Raw genomic sequence first — 18,292 nt, forward strand, 5'->3', positions numbered from 1 at the left:
CGCGAAGCGCTTCCGGAAGCGAGGACCTTGCCTTCAGGGGGTGAGGTGGGTGAGGCAGTCGTCGCGGTAGTGCATGGTGGTGGTGCGGATCTTGGCGGGGTCCGCGAGGGCGGCGCGGGAGATCGAGGGGATGACGGCGTGCCGTACCTGGGCGAAGAGGCGGCCCACGTCGGCGGGGGTGGCGCCCTGGGCGCCCAGGCCGGGGGCGAGGATGGGGCCGTTGAGGTTCGTGAGGTCGAGGTCGAGCGACGGCAGGGTGGCGCCGATGACCAGGCCGACGGGGCCGAAGGGCGCGTGGCCCGCGTTGACGGCGGTGGCGCCGGCGACGATCTGGTCGGCGACCAGGGGCTGCAGGGAGGCGGCCTCGGGGTTGGAGGTGCGGGCCAGCACGAAGATCGCGGCGTCGTTGGCCAGGGCGGAGGTGATCGTTCCCGTCAGCGACCCGAACCCCAGATACGGGCTGACCGTGATGGCGTCGGCGGCGAGCGGGCTGCCCTGGTCGAGGTAGGCCTCGGCGTAGGCGGCCATGGTCGTGTCGATGTCGCCGCGCTTGACGTCGAGCAGCACCAGCGCGCCCGCTTCGCGCAGGTCGATGAGGACCTGCTCGAGCACGGCGATGCCGCGGCTGCCCCAGCGTTCGAAGAAGGCCGACTGCGGCTTGACCACCGCCGCCAGGTCGCCGACGGCGTCGACCACGGTGCGGCTGAAGCGCTCGAGCCCCGCGGGGGAGTCGTCAAGCCCCCAGGCCGCCAGCAGGTCGGGGCTCGGATCGATGCCCACGCACAGCGGGCCGAACTTGTCCAGCCTGGCCCGCAGTCTTGTCCCGAACGACTCATTCATCACTGTGCCCCCTCGTGAAAACGTAGGCAGACTAGTCCGCGCGAGCCGTACGGAGGAAGGATTCGACCGTCCCGATATGGGTCGCCATCGCGGCGGCCGCCCGCGCGGGGTCCCGATCCCTGATCGCCGCGTAGATCGCGTCATGGCCGCCGGCGTCCCCGCCAGGATGGCTGCGCCGTACGCGCTCGCGCAAGGCGCGGCCGCCCAGCGACTGGATCAGGGCCTCGAGCACGGGGTTGCCCGCCACGGCGGCGACCGTCTCGTGGAAGCGGATGTCCGCGAGGCAGCCGGACAGCTCGGCCAGCTGCGCGTCCGTGATCCGCGCCGCCGCCAGGGCCGCCGCCTCCGCCTCGAGCACCCTGCGTACGGCCAGCAGGTCCAGGACCGTGGCATCCCCTGACGCCTCGATCAGCAGCGAGAACGAGTCGAGCAGCCGACCGGGCGACAGGCTGCTGACGTAGGTGCCGGAACCCTGGCGCGCCTCCAGGATCCCGCCGAGCGTGAGCGCCCTGATCGCCTCGCGCAGCGTGTTGCGGGACACGCCGAGCCTGACCGCCAGCTCGCGCTCGGTCGGCAGGCGCTGCCCCGGCTCGAACTCGCCCGTCACGATCGACCGTTTGAGCTGCTGGATCGTCTGATCTGTCACCGACACGCCTCCAGTCTTGCAGCGCACGCCCGGTGGGTAGATCACCACACATGTACGAAATCGCGCAGCGCACGCTGCCGCTGCGTACCGACCCTCCCTCCGAGGTGACCGTGACGATCGGCCTGCCGTTCGAGGAGGCGAACGGCGACTGGTCGTGCCCGTACCGCATCGACGGGCTCGACGGCTGGGAGCACGAGCGCAAGGTCACCGGCGCCGACTCGCTGCAGACGCTGGAACTGGTGCTCGACGTGGTGCGGGCGGCCCTCGAAGGCTCGCACGAGGCCAGGGAGGGCCTGCTGATCCTGGACTAACCCAGCGCGAGCAGCCACTTCCAGCGGGCACGCTCGGTGACCAGCGTGGCCAGCGCCATCCCCGTCACCACCACCGCGACGACCGGATGCCAGGCGACCCACGCCGCCCACACGGCGGCGACCAGCTGCAGCAGCACCAGCCCGATCGTCACCCACCCGGGCACGGCGACGATCACGTTGCTCTTGTCTCCCGGCGTCGACAGCAGGGTCGGCAGCCCGATCAACACGATCACCGACAGTACGGCCAGCGGCACCGAGACCGCCCAGAGCGCCCACGGCGTGGCCACCCAAGCCACCAGCTCAGTGGCGAAACGAAGGACAGAGGGGACACGATCATCCGGACGGGGAGGCGTAGTCACGAAACTGGATAATAGGGCAGTGACTTCTCCCCGCCTCGTGGCCACGGACCTGGACGGAACCCTCCTCGACTCGACCGGATCGATCACCCCGCGCACCCGCCGCGCGCTCGACCTCGCCCGCGCCGCCGGGGCGGAGATCGTGTTCGTCACCGCGAGACCGCCGCGCGGCGTGGACCGCATCACCCCGCAGTCCGGCGAGGACGAGATCGCGGTCTGCAGCAACGGCGCCGTCGTCTACGACGCGGCCGCCCGCGAGATCGTCACGTCCTACACCCTCGACCCGGCCGTCGCCGCGAAGGTGGCCACGCTGCTGAGCGAGGCCCTGCCCGGAGTCGGCTTCGCCGTGGAGACCGGCTGGAACGTCCTGGCCGAACCCGCCTACGACCGGATCCTGCTCTTCGACCAGGAGTACCGCCGCGACCTGCCCGACCTGGACAGCCTGTGGGACAGCGGCGAGCCGATCGTCAAGCTGATGGCCTGGTCGCGCGGGCACTCCGCCGACGACATGCTCGCGGTGGCGCGGGCCGCGGTCGACGGCCAGGCCGAGATCACCCACTCCGGCGGCACGGGCCTGCTGGAGATCAGCGCCGCCGGCGTCACCAAGGCGGGCACGCTGGCCCGGCTGTGCGCCGAGCGCGGCCTGACGCCCCAGGACGTGGTGGCCTTCGGCGACATGCCCAACGACCTGGCCGTCCTGGCCTACGCGGGCCTGCCGTACGGCATGGCCAACGCGCACCCGCTCGTGCTGGAGTCCGTGCCGAACCGGACGCTCAGCAACGACGAGGACGGCGTGGCCGTGGTGCTGGAACGGCTGTACTCCAGCTGAGGTAGATCGGATCGCGACCGGCGGCGGATGCCCGTTCCCCCGGCCCGCAAGATCCTGGGTTCCTACGCGAGCGAAGGAGAATCCAGTGGTTACCCAGGTCGCCAAGGGGAGCGGGTACCTGACCGCGTTCAAGGCCGTCACCGTGCTCAACACGCTGGCCGTCCTGGTGCAGGCGGTGAGCGCCGGCATGCTGCTCAGCGGCGGCGGCTCGGGCCTGCACGGCACCGGCGCGCTGGCCGTCCACGTGCTCGGGCTGATCCAGCTCGTCACGGCCGTGCTGCTGTGGCGCCCGGGACGCGGGCCCGGCTGGCCGGCACTGGCCGCACTCGTGGTGCTGCTGGCCGGGTTCGTGCAGTCGGCGTTGGGCGGGTCGGGCGTCGTGCTGGTGCACGTGCCGCTCGGCATGGCGATCTTCGGGCTGAGCGTCTGGCTGCTGGTCTGGTCCTACTCGCCGCGCCGCACGAGCTGACGCGGCTACTCGCCGTGGCGGGCGAGGTGGTCGGCGGCGCGGATGGGGTCGGGGAGCCGGTAGTACGGAGACAGGCGCAGCACCTGGTCGCAGGCCGTGTCGAGGCTGATCCGGTGGCCCTGGGAGACGAACACCGGCTTGACCCCGTCCTGGGTGCGCAGGGCGCGGCCGACCACCTCGCCGTCCATCACGATCGGCGTCCATGACCCGCGCGACTGCTCCGGATCACGGTACTCGCCGACGAAGTGGGTCTTGCCCACGCCGAGCGCCGGCAGCCCGGTCACCACGCCCAGATGGCACGCCAGCCCGAACCGCCGCGGATGGGCCAGGCCGTACCCGTCGCACACCAGCAGGTCGGGCGTGACCGACAGTCCCTCGAGCGCCTTCAACAGCGCGGGAACCTCGCGGAAGGCGAACAGCCCCGGCACGTACGGGAACTCGGGCCTGCCGTGCACCACCCGCTGGTCGACCCGCCGCCCCTCGGCGTCGAACACGACCGCGGCCGCCTCGAGCGCGTCCCCGTGATAGTGCACGTCAAGCCCGGCGACCAGCGCGAAGCTCGCGGGCCCGTCCAGCTCGACCCGTGCCCGCAGCTCCTCCTGGACGCGTTCCGCCTCCTCGACCGAGATCACCCCTCCACCGTAGCCGTCACACAATTGGATCAAGAAATTTCGGGCGCTGGGGGAAATAGAGGGTCTTGGGAGTACTGTCGGGGACATGACGGACGTGCGGGTGATCGTTGGTCCCAGTGTCGTGGCCGACGAGGTGCTGCTCAGGGAGGTCGCCGAGCGCGAGTTCGCGGCCTGCGGGGTCCGCGGATCGCTCGTGCACGCCAAGGACTCCGCCGAGATCAGGCAACGCTGCGCCGCCGAGGACGGGCTCGCGGTGGTGATCCCCGGGCCCGAGGCCAGTGGGCTGATCGAGGAGCCGCTCGGGCAGGTCGTGTGGCTCGACCTCGACCGCCGCGACGGGGTGAAGGCAGGGGAGGGCGCCGCCCACCTGCACGGGCGCGGCATCGGCGGGCTCACCTGGGCGATCAGGCACGCCGTGTACCGGCACCGGCATCCCGCGGAACGCCTCGCGTACGGCGCGCACCCGGACCAGTGGGGCGAGCTGCGCCTTCCGGCGGGACCCGGGCCGCACCCCGTGGTCGCGCTGGTGCACGGCGGCTACTGGCGGGCCATCTGGGCCGCCGACCTCATGGACGCGCTGGCCGTCGACCTCGTCGAGCGCGGCTTCGCGGTGTGGAACCTGGAGTACCGCCGCCCCGACCTGCACGGCTGGCCCGCCACCACCGAAGACGTGTCCGCGGGACTCGCGGCCCTGTCCAAGTCGGGCGACGGCGCCCTCGACCTCGACCGCGTGGGCGTGGTCGGCCACTCGGCCGGGGGGCAGCTCGCGCTCAGGGCCGCGGCCGACGGCGCCCGCGTCGCGCTGGCCGTCTCCCTGGCCGGCGTGCTCGACCTGGTGGAGGCCGACCGCCGCTGGATGAGCTCGGGCGCGGTGGCGGCCGCGCTCGGCGGCACCCACGACGGCGACGCCAGGCTGTACGGCGAGGCCAGCCCGCTGCTCCGGCTGCCGCTCAAGGTACGCCAGCTCGTGGTCCAGGGCTCAGGCGACGACGTGGACCTGGTGGACTTCAGCCGCCGCTACGCCCGCGCGGCCCGCGACGCCGGCGACGACCTCACCTACCTGGAGATGTCGGGCGACCACTTCGCCGTCATCACCCCCACCACGCCGATCTGGCGCACCACCGCGCTGGCGATCGCCGAGGCCCTGCAGCGCCACTAGAACCCGATGCGTCTGTGGACGGTCCAGCATCGAGCGGTGCTCAAGTCGCTGGAGGACACCGGTGAACTGGCCGGAGACTGGACCAGGGTGATGAGCCCCTCGTTCAGTCCCGCCTACCGGGAAATGGTGGCGGAGATGGCCCGGCGCGGCCTCGACTGCGCGGGACGGCCGCCGCTGTGGGCGTGGCACGGGCCGGACACCCGCGACGATCGCGTGGCGTTGACGGCCGAGCTGCTCCTCAACCCGCAGAGTCCGCAGGAGTACGAGCTCTATGCCGTCCTGGACCTGGACGTGCCCGACGAGTTCGTCCTTCTCAGCTCGTACGGCCGCTGGAACGACTTCATGGAAGCGATCATGTTCACGAGAAAGAGCTCGCCGGCCATGGACTGGTCCATCGACCCGGAGGAGTTCGGCGCATCGATCTCCTGGCGGGTCCAGGCCTGTCTCCCGCGCATCGCAGGCACGTGGGTGCTGGGCGTCCGCCCCCTGGAACCGTTGTCGGACGAGCCCGAGGAACCCGCGACCAACTAGTCCTCGCCGGTGAAGCCGGGGATCCAGCGGCTGGCCTCGGCACGGAAGGGGGCGGTGGCCTGGAGCTGGCTGAGCAGGCCGTACCCGGCGGTCAGGACGCGGAAGCTCATCACGTAGTCCGGCGGCACGTTGAGCGAGCGGAAGATGCTGGTGCCGTCGCCGAACATGTACAGCCCGCGCTCCCGCATCCAGTCGCGGGTGAACGTGAACTCCGGCACCGAGATCGGCTCGGCGTACGGCCGGACGAAGGAGGCCAGCGCGTCCAGGTCCACCGGGACGCCCTCCCTGATCACGCCTTCCTGGCGGAAGACCTCCGCCACCTGCTCGATGTCGCCGGCCGCGCCGTACCGCAGCATGGGCCCGACCGCCGGCGGGTGACCGTCGGGATACTGCTTGACCGCACCGAAGTCCAGCACCCCGAGCCGCCCGTCGGCGGTCATCCGGAAGTTGCCCGGGTGCGGGTCGGCGTGCAGCAGCCGCGCCCTGGTCGGCCCCGAGAAATAGAAGCGCACCAGCAGGAGCGCCGCCCGGTCGCGCAGCTCCTGCGGCCCGTCCGTGATCACCCGTGACAGCGGCGTGCCCTCCAGCCATTCGGTCACGATCACGTGCTCGGAGGCCGCCACCACCGGCGGGATCGCGATGTCGGGATCGCCGTTGTACTCGGTGGCGAAGGCGTGCCAGGCCTGCGCCTCCCAGCCGTAGTCCAGCTCCTCCACCACCCGGTCCTGCAGCTCCTGCACGAACGAGCGCACGTCCAGGCCGGGCAGCACCACGCCGAACAGCTTGACGATCCGCCCGAGCTGCTTGAGGTCGCTGGTCAGCGCCTTGGCCGCGCCCGGGTACTGCACCTTGACCGCGACCGCCCGCCCGTCGGCCCACACGGCCCTGTGCACCTGCCCGATCGAGGCGGAGGCGGCGGGCTCGTCGTCGAAGGAGGCGAAGTGCTCGCGCCAGCCCTGGCCGAAGTCCTCGGCCAGCACCCGGTGGACGGTCGTGGCGGGCATCGGCGGCGCCGAGTCCTGCAGCTTGGTCAGCGCCGCCCGGTAGGGGCCGATCACCGCGGGCGGCAGCGCCGACTCCAGCACCGACAGCAGCTGCCCGATCTTCATGGCGCCGCCCTTGAGCTCGCCGAGCACCTTGAAGATCTGCTCGGCGGTGCGGGCCTGCACCTCTGTCGCGATGAGCTCCGCGGGCCTGCCCAAGGCGCGCTTGCCCAGCCCGAGGGCGGTACGGCCGGCGTATCCGAGAGGCAGGGCGGCGAGCTTGGCGGTCCGTGCGACCGCGGACTGGGGAAGATCGGCCATGACGCGATTTTTTAGACTGAATGCCAATAAGGCAACGTGACAGTCGCCACACTTCATGTGTGGGTGAACAGCGTGAGCCTGATCCGCCCGATCGTCTCGCTGGTGGCGACGCGGAACAGCGGATCGTGCAGCAGCGCCTGGCAGCGCCGGTCGTTGGCCCAGTGACGGTGCGGCGGGGAGATCATCCAGATCCGCCGCAGCCGATCGGCCTGCCGCAGGAACGGCCCCGGCGCGTAGGTGATGTCCCGCAGCACCCGCAGCGGCGCCTCGTACACCCCGACGAACATCCGGAACGGCCGCGGCACGAACAGCACCCCGTCACCCGGCCGCTCCCGCGCCGCGAGCGCGCCCGCCATCGCGCGCAGGTTGTCGGGCCTGCTGTCAGGCCGCCGCAGCGCCACCTGCGCGGGCAGCACCAGTACGGCGAGCGCCACCAGCACGGCGGGCGCCGCCCACCGCCACCGCCTCACGGGAACCGCGAGCGAGCCGAGCAGCAGCGCGAACCCCGGCACGCAGAACAGCACGTACCGCGGGCTGTAGACGGGATGGACCCGCGAGATCGCGAACGACAGCACGACGGGCAGCACCGCCCACGGCAACGCCACCCGCAGCAGCGCCCGCTCCGACCTGGCCGCCACCACCACCCCGGCCAGCCCGAGCCCGCCCAGGAACACCACCCCCACCCAGCTCCCGCCCACCCGGTAGGCGAACCCGGCAAGCTGCACCACCCCGGGCGTCCGCAGCCAGACCACCTGCCGCTGCTCGTGCGCCGCCACCCAGGCCAGCGGCAGCACCGCCACCACCGCCCCCGCCACGGCCACCGCCCACCGCCGCACAGGTCGCGAGCCGCGGCTCTGTTCGGCACGGTCGGCATCGCGATGAACGGTGTCCGAGGGCCGCCAGAGCACGGTCGCCAGGTGGGCGGGCACCAGCAGGAGCGCGTACAGGTGCAGCCAGCCGAGCAACGCCAGGGACCCGCCGTAGGCCGCGCACACCCGCCACCCGCCGCCGTCCACCAGGTCGAGCAGCAGCCACGTGGCCAGCACCGCGACCGCGCTGACCAGCGCGTAGGAGCGGGCCTCCTGCCCGTACCTGCTCACGATCGGCAGCAGCGCGTACGCCAGCCCCGCCACGATCCCGAGCCGGAGGGCCGCCAGGCGCTCGCCGATGCGGCACACGCCGTACGCGGTGGCCGCCATGGCCAGCACGGACGGCAGGCGCAGCACCACCTCGCCCACCCCGAACGCCGCGACCAGCGGCCGTAACAGCAGGTAGTAGAGCCCGTGGACCGCGTCCATCGACCCCAGCAGCCGCCACAGCCGATCCCACGGCATCCGCGCCGCCGCCGCGCTGACCGACTCGTCCCGCCAGAACGAAGGAACGGCCACCCCCGTCAGCGCGACCCCCAAAGCCGCCAGCGGCGGCACCCCACGCCAGTACACCCGCCACCTCTACAGGACCCCGGCGAACGCCGGCTGAACGCCGCGCGTCCACGCCAGGAACCGGGATCACGCGCCGATCGTCCTACGGCTGAAAGGAGGGCGCATGGACGGTGAGCCGATCCAGTACGGGCCGGAGTTCGACGACCTGGTGGCCGAGCTGCTCCGGGGCGGGGCCGACGTCGTCGCCGTGGTCCCCGAGATCGACGGGCTGGAGTGCGCGGGCACGACGACGCTGGCCAGGGCGATGTGCGCGGACCCGCGGGTCGCGGAGCACTTCTCCGGGGGCGTGTTCTGGTACGAGATCGGCTCCGACGGCCTCATCCGCTCGGTGGGCCAGGACATCCCCGGCGAAGAGCCCGGCGACGTGCTCGTCGTGTTCGACGGCCTGCACAGGCACCCCACGCGGCCCTCGGCCTTCGAACTCGCGCCGATGGCGCGCACGTTGCTCACGGTCAGATCCGCGGCGGGCCTGCCGAGCGGCGCCGAGATCATCCGGATGCCGCTGCCCGAGCGGGGCTGGCCGCTGCTGTCCACGCTGAGCTCCGCCCTCGGTACGGCGCAGCCGCACCTGGCCGACCCGGGCGACGCCGCGGAGCGCGCGTCGGCCGTGCGCAGGGTCCTGGCGGAAGGACTGGCCGGGCTCGGGACACCCGGCAGCGTGGAGCGCCTGCTCGAGCTCGGCGTGTTCGCCGCCGACGGGCACGTGCCCGCCCGGATGATCCAGCTGCTGTGGCGGCGGACCGCCGACCTGTCCGAGGTCGAGGCGGAGCTGACCCTGGCGGGCCTGCGCGCCCTGGGCTTGCTGCGGACGTCCTTCCACGACGACGTGCTGGTGGTGCCCGAGCCCGTCATGGCCTACCTGGCGGAGACGCTCGGCGCGGAGGGCGCGCTGCGCGCGGGCCGGGCACTGGTGGAGGCCCTGGTCGAGCATCCGTGGGAGTGGCTGACCGAGGCCGAGCGCACCTACCTGGCCGTCCACCTGCCGAGGCTGATGGCGGGGATCGGCGGGCCCGTGGCGGACCTGGTGTGCGGCGCTGGCTGGATCGTCACCAAGCTCGGCACCCATTCGACCGCCTACCTCGAACGGGACCTGGAGCTGGCAGGGACGCCGCTGGCGAACCGGCTGCGCCGTACCCTCGCACAGAACGCGGCGATGCTGGCGGAGGCCAGGGAAGGGTCGCAGAAGACGCTGGTCGCCACGCTGGCCGGGCGGCTGCATCCTGTCTCGCCGGTGGCGGGGGAACTGCGCGAGCTGCTGCGGGAGTCGGGCCACGCCTGGTTGGAGTGCCTGTGGGAGCCGCCTGACCTGCCTGCAGAATCGCTGCGGCGCTCATGGCGCGCGGGGCCCGACGGGGTCGAGGTCATGGCGGCGGGGCCCGGCCTGCTGGTCACGGGCGGCTCCGAGGGCAAGGTCACGCTCTGGAACCTGGACGGGACCATCAGGACCGAGTTCCAGGCACACCAGGACGGGGTCGACGCCTTGGCCGTGGCGCCGGACGGCGACTGGCTGGTGACAGCCTCCGAGTCCGTGGCCGTGGTGTGGGGGCTCGACGGCACGCCCATGGCCAGGATCGACCACGAGACCTCCCTGATCCAGAAGGTGGCCGTGGCCCCCGACGGTGCCTGGCTGGTCACGGCCACCCTCGAAGGCGTCGTCGCCTGGCGCCCGGACGGCGAACGCCTGTGGCAGGCCGAGATGGAGACCGGATATCCGGCGAACCTGAGCATCGGCGCGGCCGGCGCGTGGGTGGCGGTCAACGGGCCCAAAGGGTCCGGCGTGCAGATCATCACCTGGGGCGGGACGCTGCGCGGCGCACTCGGCCTGGGCGTCGACGGGAGCGCCGCCCACCCGCGGCACGACCTGCTGGTGATCAAGGACGAGGACGGGCCGCTGCGCATGCTGCGCCCGAACGGCACGCCCGCGGGGACGATCCCCGCCGGCGACCTCTACGAGGCGATCACCATCGCCCCTGACGGCACGTGGGTGGCGGGCCCTGGCCGCGGCGGCCTCGTCGTCCAGCCGCTCGACGGCCGCCCGCCCTCCACCCGTGCCGCCGGCCACGTGCAGCACGTCGCGATCGGCCCCGACGGGACGTGGCTGGCCGGCGCCGACTACGACGGCGTGATCAAGGTGTGGGCGCGCGAGGACGGCCTGCCCAGGCCCGACGAGCACCTGCGCCGCCGCCCCCTGTGGTCGATCGCCGTGGGGTCGCGCGGAGATCTGATCGCCACCGCAGGGCCGGACGGGGTGACCCTGTGGGACGGCGAGGGCAGCGATCCCCGGACACTCCTGGAGGGCACCGCGTGCAACTCCGTCGCCATCTCCCCTGACGAGACATGGCTTGCGGCCACCGGCTACGACGGCGACCTGCGGGTGGTCACCATGAGCGGCGTGATGACGCTCATGGTCCCCGCCCACCATCGCGCGCACGCGGTGGCGATCTCCCCCGACGGCGACTGGATCGCCACCGTGGGCAACGACGACGCGGTCGTGATCTGGCGCGGCAACGGCGTGCAGGTGGCCCGCCTGTCATGCCCGGACGACGGCTGGAGGCAACTGGCCATCGCCCCGGACGGCTCCTGGGTGGCCTGCGGCGGCCGGGAGCAGGTACGCCTGTGGGACACCGCCACCTGGGAACTGCGGTCGACGCTGCCCGGCGCCGACGCCCTGGCGGTCGCGCCGGACGGCCGCTGGCTGGCCACGGGCGCCACAGACGGCGTGGTGCGGCTGTGGGATCCCGTAGGGCTCGAGCTGGCGGAATTCGAGGCGCCGGGCGGGGCCCTCAACGGGCTGGCCGCAGGGCCGTTCGGCTCGTGGCTGGCCGCCGCTACGGCCGGGGGCCTCGTGCACGTCTGGGACGTGGAGGAGGAGGCGATCATCGCCTCGATCCACCTGGACCAGTCCCTGACCGAATGCGCGTGGACACCCGGCGGCACCCGCCTGTTCGGCGTGGGCGGCGCCGGGCTCTACGGGTTCAAGCTCCACCTTCGGGGCTGAGCAGCACCATCGCCTGCTCGCGCATCTCGACCTTGCGGATCTTGCCGGTGACCGTCATCGGGAAGCCGTCCACCACGTGCACGTAGCGGGGGATCTTGTAGTGGGCCAGCCTGCCCGCGCAGAACTCCCGCACCGCCTCGGCCGTCAGCGGCTCGGCGTCCTGCCGCATGACCAGCCACGCCATCAGCTCCTCGCCGTACTTCTCGTCGGGCACGCCGATGACCTGCACGTCGGCGATGTCCGGGTGGCGGTAGAGGAACTCCTCGATCTCGCGCGGGTAGACGTTCTCGCCGCCCCTGATGACCATGTCCTTGATCCGGCCGACCACGTTGACGTAGCCGTCGTCGTCCATGGTGGCCAGGTCGCCGGTGTGCATCCAGCGGGCCGCGTCGATGGCCTCGGCCGTCTTGCCGGGTTCGTCCCAGTAGCCGAGCATGACCGAGTAGCCGCGCGTGCACAGCTCGCCCGGCTCGCCGCGTGCCACGGTCAGCCTCGTCTCCGGGTGCACGATCTTGACCTCGACGTGCGGCATGACCCGGCCGACCGTCTCGGTCCTGCGTGCCAGGCCGTCGTCGGAGCGGGTCATGGTCGACACCGGGGAGGTCTCGGTCATGCCGTAGCAGATCGCGACCTCGCGCATGTTCATCTCGGCGACGACCCGCTTCATCACCTCCACCGGGCACGGCGACCCCGCCATGATCCCGGTCCGCAGGCTCGACAGGTCATAGCCGCCGGAGATGGCCAGCTCGGCGATGAACATCGTCGGCACGCCGTACAGCGACGTGCACCTTTCCTGCTGTACGGCGTGCAGCGTCGCGGCCGGATCGAAGCCGGGGGAGGGGATGACCACGCACGCCCCGTGCGAGGTGGCGCCCAGGTTGCCCATCACCATGCCGAAGCAGTGATAGAAGGGCACCGGCAGGCAGACCCGGTCGGCCTCGGTGTAGTGGATGAGCTCGCCCACGAAGAAACCGTTGTTGAGGATGTTGTGGTGCGACAGCGTCGCGCCCTTGGGGAAGCCGGTGGTGCCCGAGGTGTACTGGATGTTGATCGGGTCGTCGAAGGCCAGCCCCGCCATCCGCTCGCGCAGCGCCCCCGGGTCGCCGCCGCCGCGCAGCAGCGCCTCCCAGGCCGGGTCGCCCAGGAAGATCGCGTCGGCGAAGCCGATCTCGCCGACCATGGCACGGTAGTCGCTGCCCTTGTGCGAGGTGGCGCTGATCAGCAGCCGCATGCCCGACTGCTTGACCACGTACTCCAGCTCGTGGCTGCGGTAGGCCGGGTTGACGTTGACCAGGACCGCGCCGAGCTTGGCGGTGGCGTACTGGACGAGCACCCACTCGGCGCAGTTGGGCGCCCAGATGCCCACCCGGTCGCCCTTGGCCACGCCCAGCCCCATCAGGCCGAGCGCCAGCCGGTCGACGTCGGCGTTGAGCTGGGCGTAGGTCCAGCGGCGGCCCGTGGGCACGTCCACCAGCGCCTCACGCTCGCCGAAGCGGGCGACGGTTCGTTCGAGGTTCTCTCCGATGGTCTCGCCGAGCAGGGGCGTCTCGGCCGTGGCGCTGGAGTACGCGAGCATGGACCAAGTCTCGGCCAGGCCCGCCGTACGCACCAGACCTAGTGGCGGCGGCGCGCCAGCCAGGCGGCGAGCAGGCCCGCGCCGGCCGCCATGCCCGCCACGGTCCCGGCCGCGACGCGGCGCCGGCGTGCGACGCGGCGCTCCACCTCGGCGTAGGGCGTGGTGGAGAAGGACACCAGCTCGTACTGCGACACGTAGCGGCCGGGCAGGGCGCGCTCCAGCGCGTGCTCGATCCGCTTCTGCGCCAGGAACGCCCTGGAGCCCACCTTGTCGCGCATCTCCACGAAGTTGTCCAGCGCCAGGCGGGCGATCACGTCGGTGTCGGCCTTGCGCCGCTGGAACAGCGCCAGCGCGCGGGGGAAGTCGTCGCCCGTCTCGTCCAGGCAGCGGTCGAGCTCGACGCAGTCCTCGAAGCCGCAGTTGGCGCCCTGGCCGTAGAAGGGCACGATGGCGTGCGCGGCGTCGCCGATGAGCCCGATGGTCATCGTCTCGCCGGTCGCGTACCAGGGCGAGCAGCGCATGGTGACCAGGTGGCCGACCGGGTTGCGCCGGTAGTCGGCCTCCAGGTCCGGCATCAGCTCGAACGCGTCGGGGTAGCCCGCGCGGAAGGCCGCAGGGTCGAAGGCGGCCAGCTCCTCGTGCGGCCAGAACAGCGTGCACGTGAACGACCGGTCCTGGTTCGGCAGCGCGATCATCATGGACCTGCCGCGCGGCCAGATGTGCAGCGCCCCCGGCTCCATCGCGAACTCGCCGCCGCGCGCCGGGATCGTCAGCTCCTTGTAGCCGTAGTCCAGGTAGTCCTGGCTGAAGTCCACCCCCGGCAGCTGCTGCAGCCGCGCCCTGACCGCGCTGAAGGCGCCGTCGGCGCCGATCACCACCTGCGCCTTCTCCACCAGCCCCGAGGCGAACTCCAGCCGCCCGGTCCGCTCGTCGAGCCCGGTCAGCCGCTGCCCGAAACGCATCCGCACGCCGGGCAGTTGCGCCGCCTCGAGCAGGCGCAGGTTCAGCTCGGCCCGCCCGATGGAGTTGATCGCGTGCCGCCGGTCGGCGCTGTAGGGCTGGAAGCTCAGCGTCCCGTCCACCGCGTGCATCATCCGGCCCGGCATCGGGATCGCCGCGGCCAGCACCTCCCGCTCGAGCCCGAGCCTGCGCAGCGCGTCGATGCCCCGCTCGGAGATCGCCAGGTTGATCGACCTGCCCCGGTCGGCGCCCGCCTCGTGCGGATCTCGCCGCCGCTCGTACAGCGTCACGGAGTGCCCGCGCCGTGCCAGGAAGCAGGCCAGCAGGCACCCGACCAGACCCGCACCGACGATCGTGACCTCCATCCTCCCTTGGTACGGCGGGGCCGCCGCGTTGTCCACCGTGACACCCGCCCGCGTTTCCCGGCGTGCCACGCCCTAGCATGGCGTGGGTGATCGTCGGGGAGATGGCGGGACTGCTGGCCGCGGGCGTGGCGGCCGGCGTGGTCAGCACCGTCGTCAGCCTCGCCTCGATCGTCTCCTACCCGGCGCTGCTGGCCTTCGGGCTGCCGCCGCTGACGGCCAACGTCACCAACACCGTCGCGCTGATGTTCACCGCCGTGGGCGCCGCCGCAGGATCGCGGCCCGAACTGGCCGGGCAGGGCCCGCGGGTGCTGCGCCTGGGCTGGATCACCGCGCTCGGCGGCGCCGCCGGGGCCGCGCTCCTGCTGGCCACGCCCTCGCGGACGTTCGAGCAGATCGCGCCCTGGCTGATCGGCGGCGCCTCGCTGCTGCTCGTGCGCCCGCCGCGGACCGGCAGGCACAGCGAGCACGGCCTGCTGATGCGCCTGGCGATGTTCGCCGTAGCCGTCTACATCGGCTACTTCGGCGCGGCGGGCGGCATCCTCATGTTCGCGGTCCTGTCCACGGTGATCGAACAGTCGGCGGCGCACGTCAACGCCGTCAAGAACGTGCTGTCCGGGCTGGCCAACTGCGTGGCCGCCATCGGCTTCGCCCTCTTCGGCCCGGTCGACTGGGCCGCCGCCCTGCCGCTGGCCGCCGGATTCCTGATCGGCGGCTGGATCGGCCCGGCCATCGCCCGCCGCGTGCCCGGCCAGGGCCTGCGCTACCTGGCCGCCGCGTGCGGGCTGGCCGTCGCCGCCAAGCTCGGCTACGACGCCTACGCCTCCTGAACCACCGCCGCGAACCGGGCCGCCACCTCGCGCCACACCGGGGTCGAGACCGGCTCGTCGGCCACCGCCCGCGCGTACAGCTCGTCCGGGTCGAAGCCGTCGACCCGCCACTGCAGCACGCGCTCGGGCAGCACCTCCGGGTGGAACTGGACGCCCCACGCCCGCTCGCCCACCCGCAGCGCCTGGTAGGGGCAGCGCTCGCTGCGCGCCAGCCACACCGCGCCCGGCGGCAGCGTCGTGATGGCGTCCTTGTGGTGCTCGATCGCGGGCACCACCGCGGGCAGACTGTGGAAGAGCGGGTCCTTGTCCGCCTCAGGCAGGAACGTGATCGGCGTGCTGCCGTTCTCCGGCTGGCCCGCGTTCCCCGTCACCTCGCCGCCCGCCACCCGCGCCAGCAGCTGCCCGCCCAGGCAGATCCCGAAGTACGGCGTGCCGTTCTCCAGCGCCTGCGTGGCCAGCGACCGGACCCCGGCCAGCCAGGCCGCCCGGTGGTCGTCCCCTGGCAGGTAGCCGCCGCCCAGCATGATCATGGCGTCGTGCTCGAGCCGCTCGGGCAGCACCGCGCCCTCGTGCGCGGCCACGACGTCGGTCTTCAGGCCGTGCTCCCGCAGCCAGTCGCCGAAGCGGCCGGGGCCGCCCGTGGCACTGTTCTGCACGATCAGGACGTCACGCATCGTAGGCCTCCGCGAGCCAGTCGAGAATCTGCTCGTCCACGTCGTCAGGACGGGTGAGCTTGAAGTAGTGGAGGGTCTGCCCGCCACTCATGGGAAGGCTTCTGGCCAGCAGCGGGTGCGTGATCGGCCGGGGGAGCACCAGCATCAGCGACAGGCTGCGCGCCTTCGGGCGCACCTCGGCGAACTTGCGCGCGCTCTTGAGGAACACGCCGACGCCCACCGCGTCCTCGTGCACCGGGCCGAGGCGGTCCGTCAGCCGGTCGTAGATCTCCCGGTATTCGGCGGGCCAGGGCGCGAACACCTGCTCGACCGTGATGCCCGGCACGCACGTGTGCGCCTGCCGGGCCTTGGCGAACTCCCTGTCACATCGCGGACAGGCCCACAGCGTCACGTGGCCGCCAGTGACACGTTCCTGAGCAGCACCGCGGTCGTCACGGGCCCGACCCCGCCCGGCACCGGCGTCAGGCCGCCGGCGCGACCCTCGACCGCGGCGGCGTCCACGTCGCCCGTCAGGCCGCCCTCGGGCGTCGGGTTGGTGCCCACGTCGATCACGATCGCGCCGGGCTTGACGTGCTCCGCCCCGATCATCCCCGCCCGCCCCACGGCCGCCACCAGCACATCGGCCTCGGCGGTGACGGACGGCAGGTCCCTGGTGCGCGAATGGCAGACGGTCACCGTCGCGTTCCTGTCCAGCAGCAGGTGCGCCAGCGGCTTGCCCACCACGGTCGAGCGGCCCACCACGACGGCGCGCCTGCCCTCAAGCGGCACCTCGTAGTGGTCGAGCAGCGCCATCACCGCGCCCGCGGTGGCGGGCGCGAAGGCGGGAAGCCCCGCCGCCAGCCGGCCAAGCGACAGCGGGTTGGCGCCGTCCACGTCCTTGGCCGGGTCGATGGCCGAGGCCAGATCCTGCAGCCTGGCGCCGGCCGGCAGCGGTGTCTGCAGCATCACCCCGTGCACGCCGGGGTCGGCGCTGAGCCGTTCGAGCGCCGCCCTGATCTCGTCCGCCTCCGGCGCGGGCTCCACGATGTCGCAGGCGATGCCGACAGCGGCCGCCGCCTTGGCGATCGAGCGCACGTACCACAGCGCCGCCTCGTCCTCGGTGGCCACCACGACGGCGAGCCGAGCGCCGCCCGTGATCGAGGCGCGGATGGCGGCTGACAGCTCCTTGCCCGGCAACGACAGCGTCATGCGTTGATCTCCTCGCGTACCTTGGCGGTCACCCAGTCGGCCGTGGCCACCGCGGCGTCCACGCCCGACAACCGGATGCTCAGCTTCTCGCGCGCCTGCTCGTCCTTGATGCCGCGCAGGTTGACCTCCACGTTGACCCTGGCCGTGGTCAGCGCGGCCCTGGCCGCCTCGGCCGCCGCCGCGACGTCGGTCACCACGTTGCGGTTGCCGATCGGCAGCAGCACCTCGCTCAGCTCCACCAGCCTGCTCGCGGTCTCCACCACCCTGGCCGGCGGCTCGGCCGCCTCCACCAGCGCCGCCGCGATGGCCGCGCTGCGCTGCTCGCCCTTGGGCAGCCGGTAGGCGTCGGCCACCGCGGTGAAGGCCGCCGCGTCCTCCTCGGCCAGCCGCAGCGCCCGCGTCCGCAGCGTGTCGGTCTCGGCGATCACGCCCACCACCGTTTCGGCGTGGGCCACGTACTTGTCGCCGCAGCTGTAGCGGGCCACCATGCCGAGCAGCGCCGCGGCCTGCGCGGCGTGCAGCGCCGCGGTGGCGCCGCCGCCCGGGGCCGGGGTGTGGTCGGCCAGCTGGGAGAGGAAGTCGACGATCCTTGTGTCGCGCATGGCGGCATTCTTTCAGCCGCCACCCCGATCACTCGCGCTGCATCGGCCGCGTGGCGTCCTCAGGTGCCGGCGTGCCCTGCGGCGCGTTCGGCAGGTGCGCAGGTCCGGGCGGGCCCGGCGGGTAGGGCGACGGCCCGCCGTACGGGACAGGGGGCAGCGGTACGGCAGGCCGCGACGACCGCCAGCGCGACGGGAAGGCGGACACCGCCAGCATCGTCACGCCGAGCAGCAACAGCACGCCCGGGTACAGCAGCGACTGCAGGCCGATGCCCATCGTGCCGGGCAGCAGCCGGTCGGGCAGCACCCGCACGCCGGACATCTCGATCAGCGGGATGATCCCCACCACGGTGAAGGTCAGCCCGCCCATCAGCGAGGCGATCGGCGAGATCCGCGAGCCGAGCAGGAAGGCCAGCACGATCGCGGTGAGCGCGAGCACCCCGAACCCCAGCCAGGGGGCGCGGTAGAAGCGCGCCAGCTCCATCGAGACGGAGCCGACGCCGTACGTCAGTCCTGCGGCGATCAGCGGAGTGAGGAGCAGCCCCGCGACCACCCCGAGAGCGTGTCGTACACCATTCGACATGGT

20 protein-coding genes are annotated in these 18,292 nt (G+C 72.6%); 7 read left to right on the top strand and 13 right to left on the bottom strand.

Annotated features, from left to right (window positions below; genetic code table 11):
- Positions 1–33 precede the first annotated feature (33 nt).
- Positions 34–840, bottom strand: a complete 807-nt coding sequence (gene pyrF / locus KIK09_RS39380) for an orotidine-5'-phosphate decarboxylase (RefSeq protein ID WP_214324571.1) — start codon at positions 838–840, stop codon at positions 34–36.
- 31 nt (positions 841–871) lie between these two features.
- Positions 872–1,492: a FadR/GntR family transcriptional regulator gene (locus KIK09_RS60265; RefSeq protein ID WP_308164586.1), complete on the bottom strand. Its 621-nt coding sequence runs from the start codon at positions 1,490–1,492 to the stop codon at positions 872–874.
- 44 nt (positions 1,493–1,536) lie between these two features.
- On the opposite strand from KIK09_RS60265, the gene KIK09_RS39390 reads away from it, so the two are divergent.
- Positions 1,537–1,797 (top strand): DUF6968 family protein, encoded by a 261-nt coding sequence (locus KIK09_RS39390; RefSeq protein WP_214324573.1) that lies wholly within the window; start codon positions 1,537–1,539, stop codon positions 1,795–1,797.
- Here the strand turns inward: KIK09_RS39390 and KIK09_RS39395 are convergent.
- Positions 1,794–2,084, bottom strand: coding sequence for a hypothetical protein (locus KIK09_RS39395; RefSeq protein ID WP_250574456.1), 291 nt, complete (start codon positions 2,082–2,084; stop codon positions 1,794–1,796). The genes KIK09_RS39390 and KIK09_RS39395 overlap by 4 nt on opposite strands.
- Before the next feature lie 91 nt (positions 2,085–2,175).
- Between KIK09_RS39395 and KIK09_RS39400 the strand changes: the two genes are divergently transcribed.
- Both KIK09_RS39400 and KIK09_RS39405 read left to right on the top strand, forming a co-directional pair.
- A complete protein-coding gene (locus tag KIK09_RS39400) occupies positions 2,176–2,982 on the top strand; it encodes a Cof-type HAD-IIB family hydrolase (protein WP_214324575.1) in 807 nt (268 codons plus the stop codon).
- Between the two features lie 85 nt (positions 2,983–3,067).
- Positions 3,068–3,451 carry a hypothetical protein gene (locus KIK09_RS39405; RefSeq protein ID WP_214324576.1) on the top strand — a complete coding sequence of 128 codons (384 nt, stop codon included), beginning with the start codon at positions 3,068–3,070 and terminating at the stop codon, positions 3,449–3,451.
- A gap of 5 nt (positions 3,452–3,456) precedes the next feature.
- Here the strand turns inward: KIK09_RS39405 and KIK09_RS39410 are convergent, their stop codons facing one another.
- A complete protein-coding gene (locus KIK09_RS39410) occupies positions 3,457–4,083 on the bottom strand; it encodes an endonuclease V (protein WP_308164587.1) in 627 nt (208 codons plus the stop codon).
- A gap of 85 nt (positions 4,084–4,168) precedes the next feature.
- On the opposite strand from KIK09_RS39410, the gene KIK09_RS39415 reads away from it, so the two are divergent.
- Positions 4,169–5,242 (top strand): alpha/beta hydrolase family protein, encoded by a 1,074-nt coding sequence (locus tag KIK09_RS39415; RefSeq protein WP_214324578.1) that lies wholly within the window; start codon positions 4,169–4,171, stop codon positions 5,240–5,242.
- 6 nt (positions 5,243–5,248) lie between these two features.
- The gene (locus KIK09_RS39420; protein WP_214324579.1) at positions 5,249–5,773 is read left to right on the top strand and encodes a DUF3841 domain-containing protein; all 525 of its coding nucleotides are present in this window, start codon (positions 5,249–5,251) and stop codon (positions 5,771–5,773) included.
- Here KIK09_RS39420 and KIK09_RS39425 read toward each other — a convergent pair.
- Positions 5,770–7,077 (bottom strand): ABC1 kinase family protein, encoded by a 1,308-nt coding sequence (locus KIK09_RS39425; protein ID WP_214324580.1) that lies wholly within the window; start codon positions 7,075–7,077, stop codon positions 5,770–5,772. The two genes, KIK09_RS39420 and KIK09_RS39425, sit on opposite strands and share 4 nt — an antisense overlap.
- Before the next feature lie 53 nt (positions 7,078–7,130).
- The gene (locus KIK09_RS39430; RefSeq protein ID WP_214324581.1) at positions 7,131–8,519 is read right to left on the bottom strand and encodes a glycosyltransferase family 39 protein; all 1,389 of its coding nucleotides are present in this window, start codon (positions 8,517–8,519) and stop codon (positions 7,131–7,133) included.
- A 103-nt stretch (positions 8,520–8,622) separates the two neighbouring features.
- Between KIK09_RS39430 and KIK09_RS39435 the strand changes: the two genes are divergently transcribed.
- The gene (locus tag KIK09_RS39435) at positions 8,623–11,517 is read left to right on the top strand and encodes a WD40 repeat domain-containing protein (protein ID WP_214324582.1); all 2,895 of its coding nucleotides are present in this window, start codon (positions 8,623–8,625) and stop codon (positions 11,515–11,517) included.
- On the opposite strand, the gene KIK09_RS39440 is transcribed toward KIK09_RS39435, so the two are convergent.
- Together KIK09_RS39440 and KIK09_RS39445 are read right to left on the bottom strand one after the other, a co-directional pair.
- Positions 11,495–13,093 carry an AMP-binding protein gene (locus tag KIK09_RS39440; protein ID WP_214324583.1) on the bottom strand — a complete coding sequence of 533 codons (1,599 nt, stop codon included), beginning with the start codon at positions 13,091–13,093 and terminating at the stop codon, positions 11,495–11,497. The genes KIK09_RS39435 and KIK09_RS39440 overlap by 23 nt on opposite strands.
- A 38-nt stretch (positions 13,094–13,131) precedes the next feature.
- Positions 13,132–14,418: an FAD-dependent oxidoreductase gene (locus KIK09_RS39445; protein ID WP_214324584.1), complete on the bottom strand. Its 1,287-nt coding sequence runs from the start codon at positions 14,416–14,418 to the stop codon at positions 13,132–13,134.
- Positions 14,419–14,504: 86 nt separating this feature from the next.
- On the opposite strand from KIK09_RS39445, the gene KIK09_RS39450 reads away from it, so the two are divergent.
- Positions 14,505–15,245: a sulfite exporter TauE/SafE family protein gene (locus KIK09_RS39450; protein ID WP_308164589.1), complete on the top strand. Its 741-nt coding sequence runs from the start codon at positions 14,505–14,507 to the stop codon at positions 15,243–15,245.
- Here KIK09_RS39450 and KIK09_RS39455 read toward each other — a convergent pair.
- From KIK09_RS39455 to KIK09_RS39475, 5 genes are read right to left on the bottom strand one after another with little or no spacing between them, the layout of a single operon-like run.
- Positions 15,233–15,919: a type 1 glutamine amidotransferase gene (locus tag KIK09_RS39455; RefSeq protein ID WP_214324585.1), complete on the bottom strand. Its 687-nt coding sequence runs from the start codon at positions 15,917–15,919 to the stop codon at positions 15,233–15,235. The genes KIK09_RS39450 and KIK09_RS39455 overlap by 13 nt on opposite strands.
- The gene (locus tag KIK09_RS39460; protein ID WP_214324586.1) at positions 15,912–16,310 is read right to left on the bottom strand and encodes a DUF5655 domain-containing protein; all 399 of its coding nucleotides are present in this window, start codon (positions 16,308–16,310) and stop codon (positions 15,912–15,914) included. The genes KIK09_RS39455 and KIK09_RS39460 overlap by 8 nt, the downstream gene beginning before the upstream one ends.
- The gene (locus KIK09_RS39465; protein WP_214324587.1) at positions 16,307–17,107 is read right to left on the bottom strand and encodes a bifunctional 5,10-methylenetetrahydrofolate dehydrogenase/5,10-methenyltetrahydrofolate cyclohydrolase; all 801 of its coding nucleotides are present in this window, start codon (positions 17,105–17,107) and stop codon (positions 16,307–16,309) included. The genes KIK09_RS39460 and KIK09_RS39465 overlap by 4 nt, the downstream gene beginning before the upstream one ends.
- A complete protein-coding gene (locus KIK09_RS39470) occupies positions 17,104–17,709 on the bottom strand; it encodes a cyclodeaminase/cyclohydrolase family protein (RefSeq protein WP_214324588.1) in 606 nt (201 codons plus the stop codon). Before KIK09_RS39470 ends, KIK09_RS39465 begins: the two co-directional genes overlap by 4 nt.
- Before the next feature lie 28 nt (positions 17,710–17,737).
- Positions 17,738–18,289, bottom strand: coding sequence for a hypothetical protein (locus tag KIK09_RS39475; RefSeq protein WP_214324589.1), 552 nt, complete (start codon positions 18,287–18,289; stop codon positions 17,738–17,740).
- Positions 18,290–18,292 lie beyond the last annotated feature (3 nt).

It is taken from the genome of Nonomuraea sediminis (assembly GCF_018531495.1).
Lineage (GTDB): Bacteria > Actinomycetota > Actinomycetes > Streptosporangiales > Streptosporangiaceae > Nonomuraea > Nonomuraea sediminis.

What these genes read in the sequence shown, in the direction of transcription:
- KIK09_RS39390 (WP_214324573.1), top strand. Translation starts at nt 1,537, where the DNA reads ATGTACGAAATCGCGCAGCGCACGCTGCCGCTGCGTACCGACCCTCCC.
- KIK09_RS39475 (WP_214324589.1), bottom strand. Translation starts at nt 18,289, where the DNA reads ATGTCGAATGGTGTACGACACGCTCTCGGGGTGGTCGCGGGGCTGCTC.
- KIK09_RS39455 (WP_214324585.1), bottom strand. Translation starts at nt 15,919, where the DNA reads ATGCGTGACGTCCTGATCGTGCAGAACAGTGCCACGGGCGGCCCCGGC.
- KIK09_RS39425 (WP_214324580.1), bottom strand. Translation starts at nt 7,077, where the DNA reads ATGGCCGATCTTCCCCAGTCCGCGGTCGCACGGACCGCCAAGCTCGCC.
- KIK09_RS39415 (WP_214324578.1), top strand. Translation starts at nt 4,169, where the DNA reads ATGACGGACGTGCGGGTGATCGTTGGTCCCAGTGTCGTGGCCGACGAG.
- KIK09_RS39445 (WP_214324584.1), bottom strand. Translation starts at nt 14,418, where the DNA reads ATGGAGGTCACGATCGTCGGTGCGGGTCTGGTCGGGTGCCTGCTGGCC.
- KIK09_RS39420 (WP_214324579.1), top strand. Translation starts at nt 5,249, where the DNA reads ATGCGTCTGTGGACGGTCCAGCATCGAGCGGTGCTCAAGTCGCTGGAG.
- KIK09_RS39465 (WP_214324587.1), bottom strand. Translation starts at nt 17,107, where the DNA reads ATGACGCTGTCGTTGCCGGGCAAGGAGCTGTCAGCCGCCATCCGCGCC.
- KIK09_RS39440 (WP_214324583.1), bottom strand. Translation starts at nt 13,093, where the DNA reads ATGCTCGCGTACTCCAGCGCCACGGCCGAGACGCCCCTGCTCGGCGAG.
- pyrF (WP_214324571.1), bottom strand. Translation starts at nt 840, where the DNA reads ATGAATGAGTCGTTCGGGACAAGACTGCGGGCCAGGCTGGACAAGTTC.
- KIK09_RS39435 (WP_214324582.1), top strand. Translation starts at nt 8,623, where the DNA reads ATGGACGGTGAGCCGATCCAGTACGGGCCGGAGTTCGACGACCTGGTG.
- KIK09_RS39470 (WP_214324588.1), bottom strand. Translation starts at nt 17,709, where the DNA reads ATGCGCGACACAAGGATCGTCGACTTCCTCTCCCAGCTGGCCGACCAC.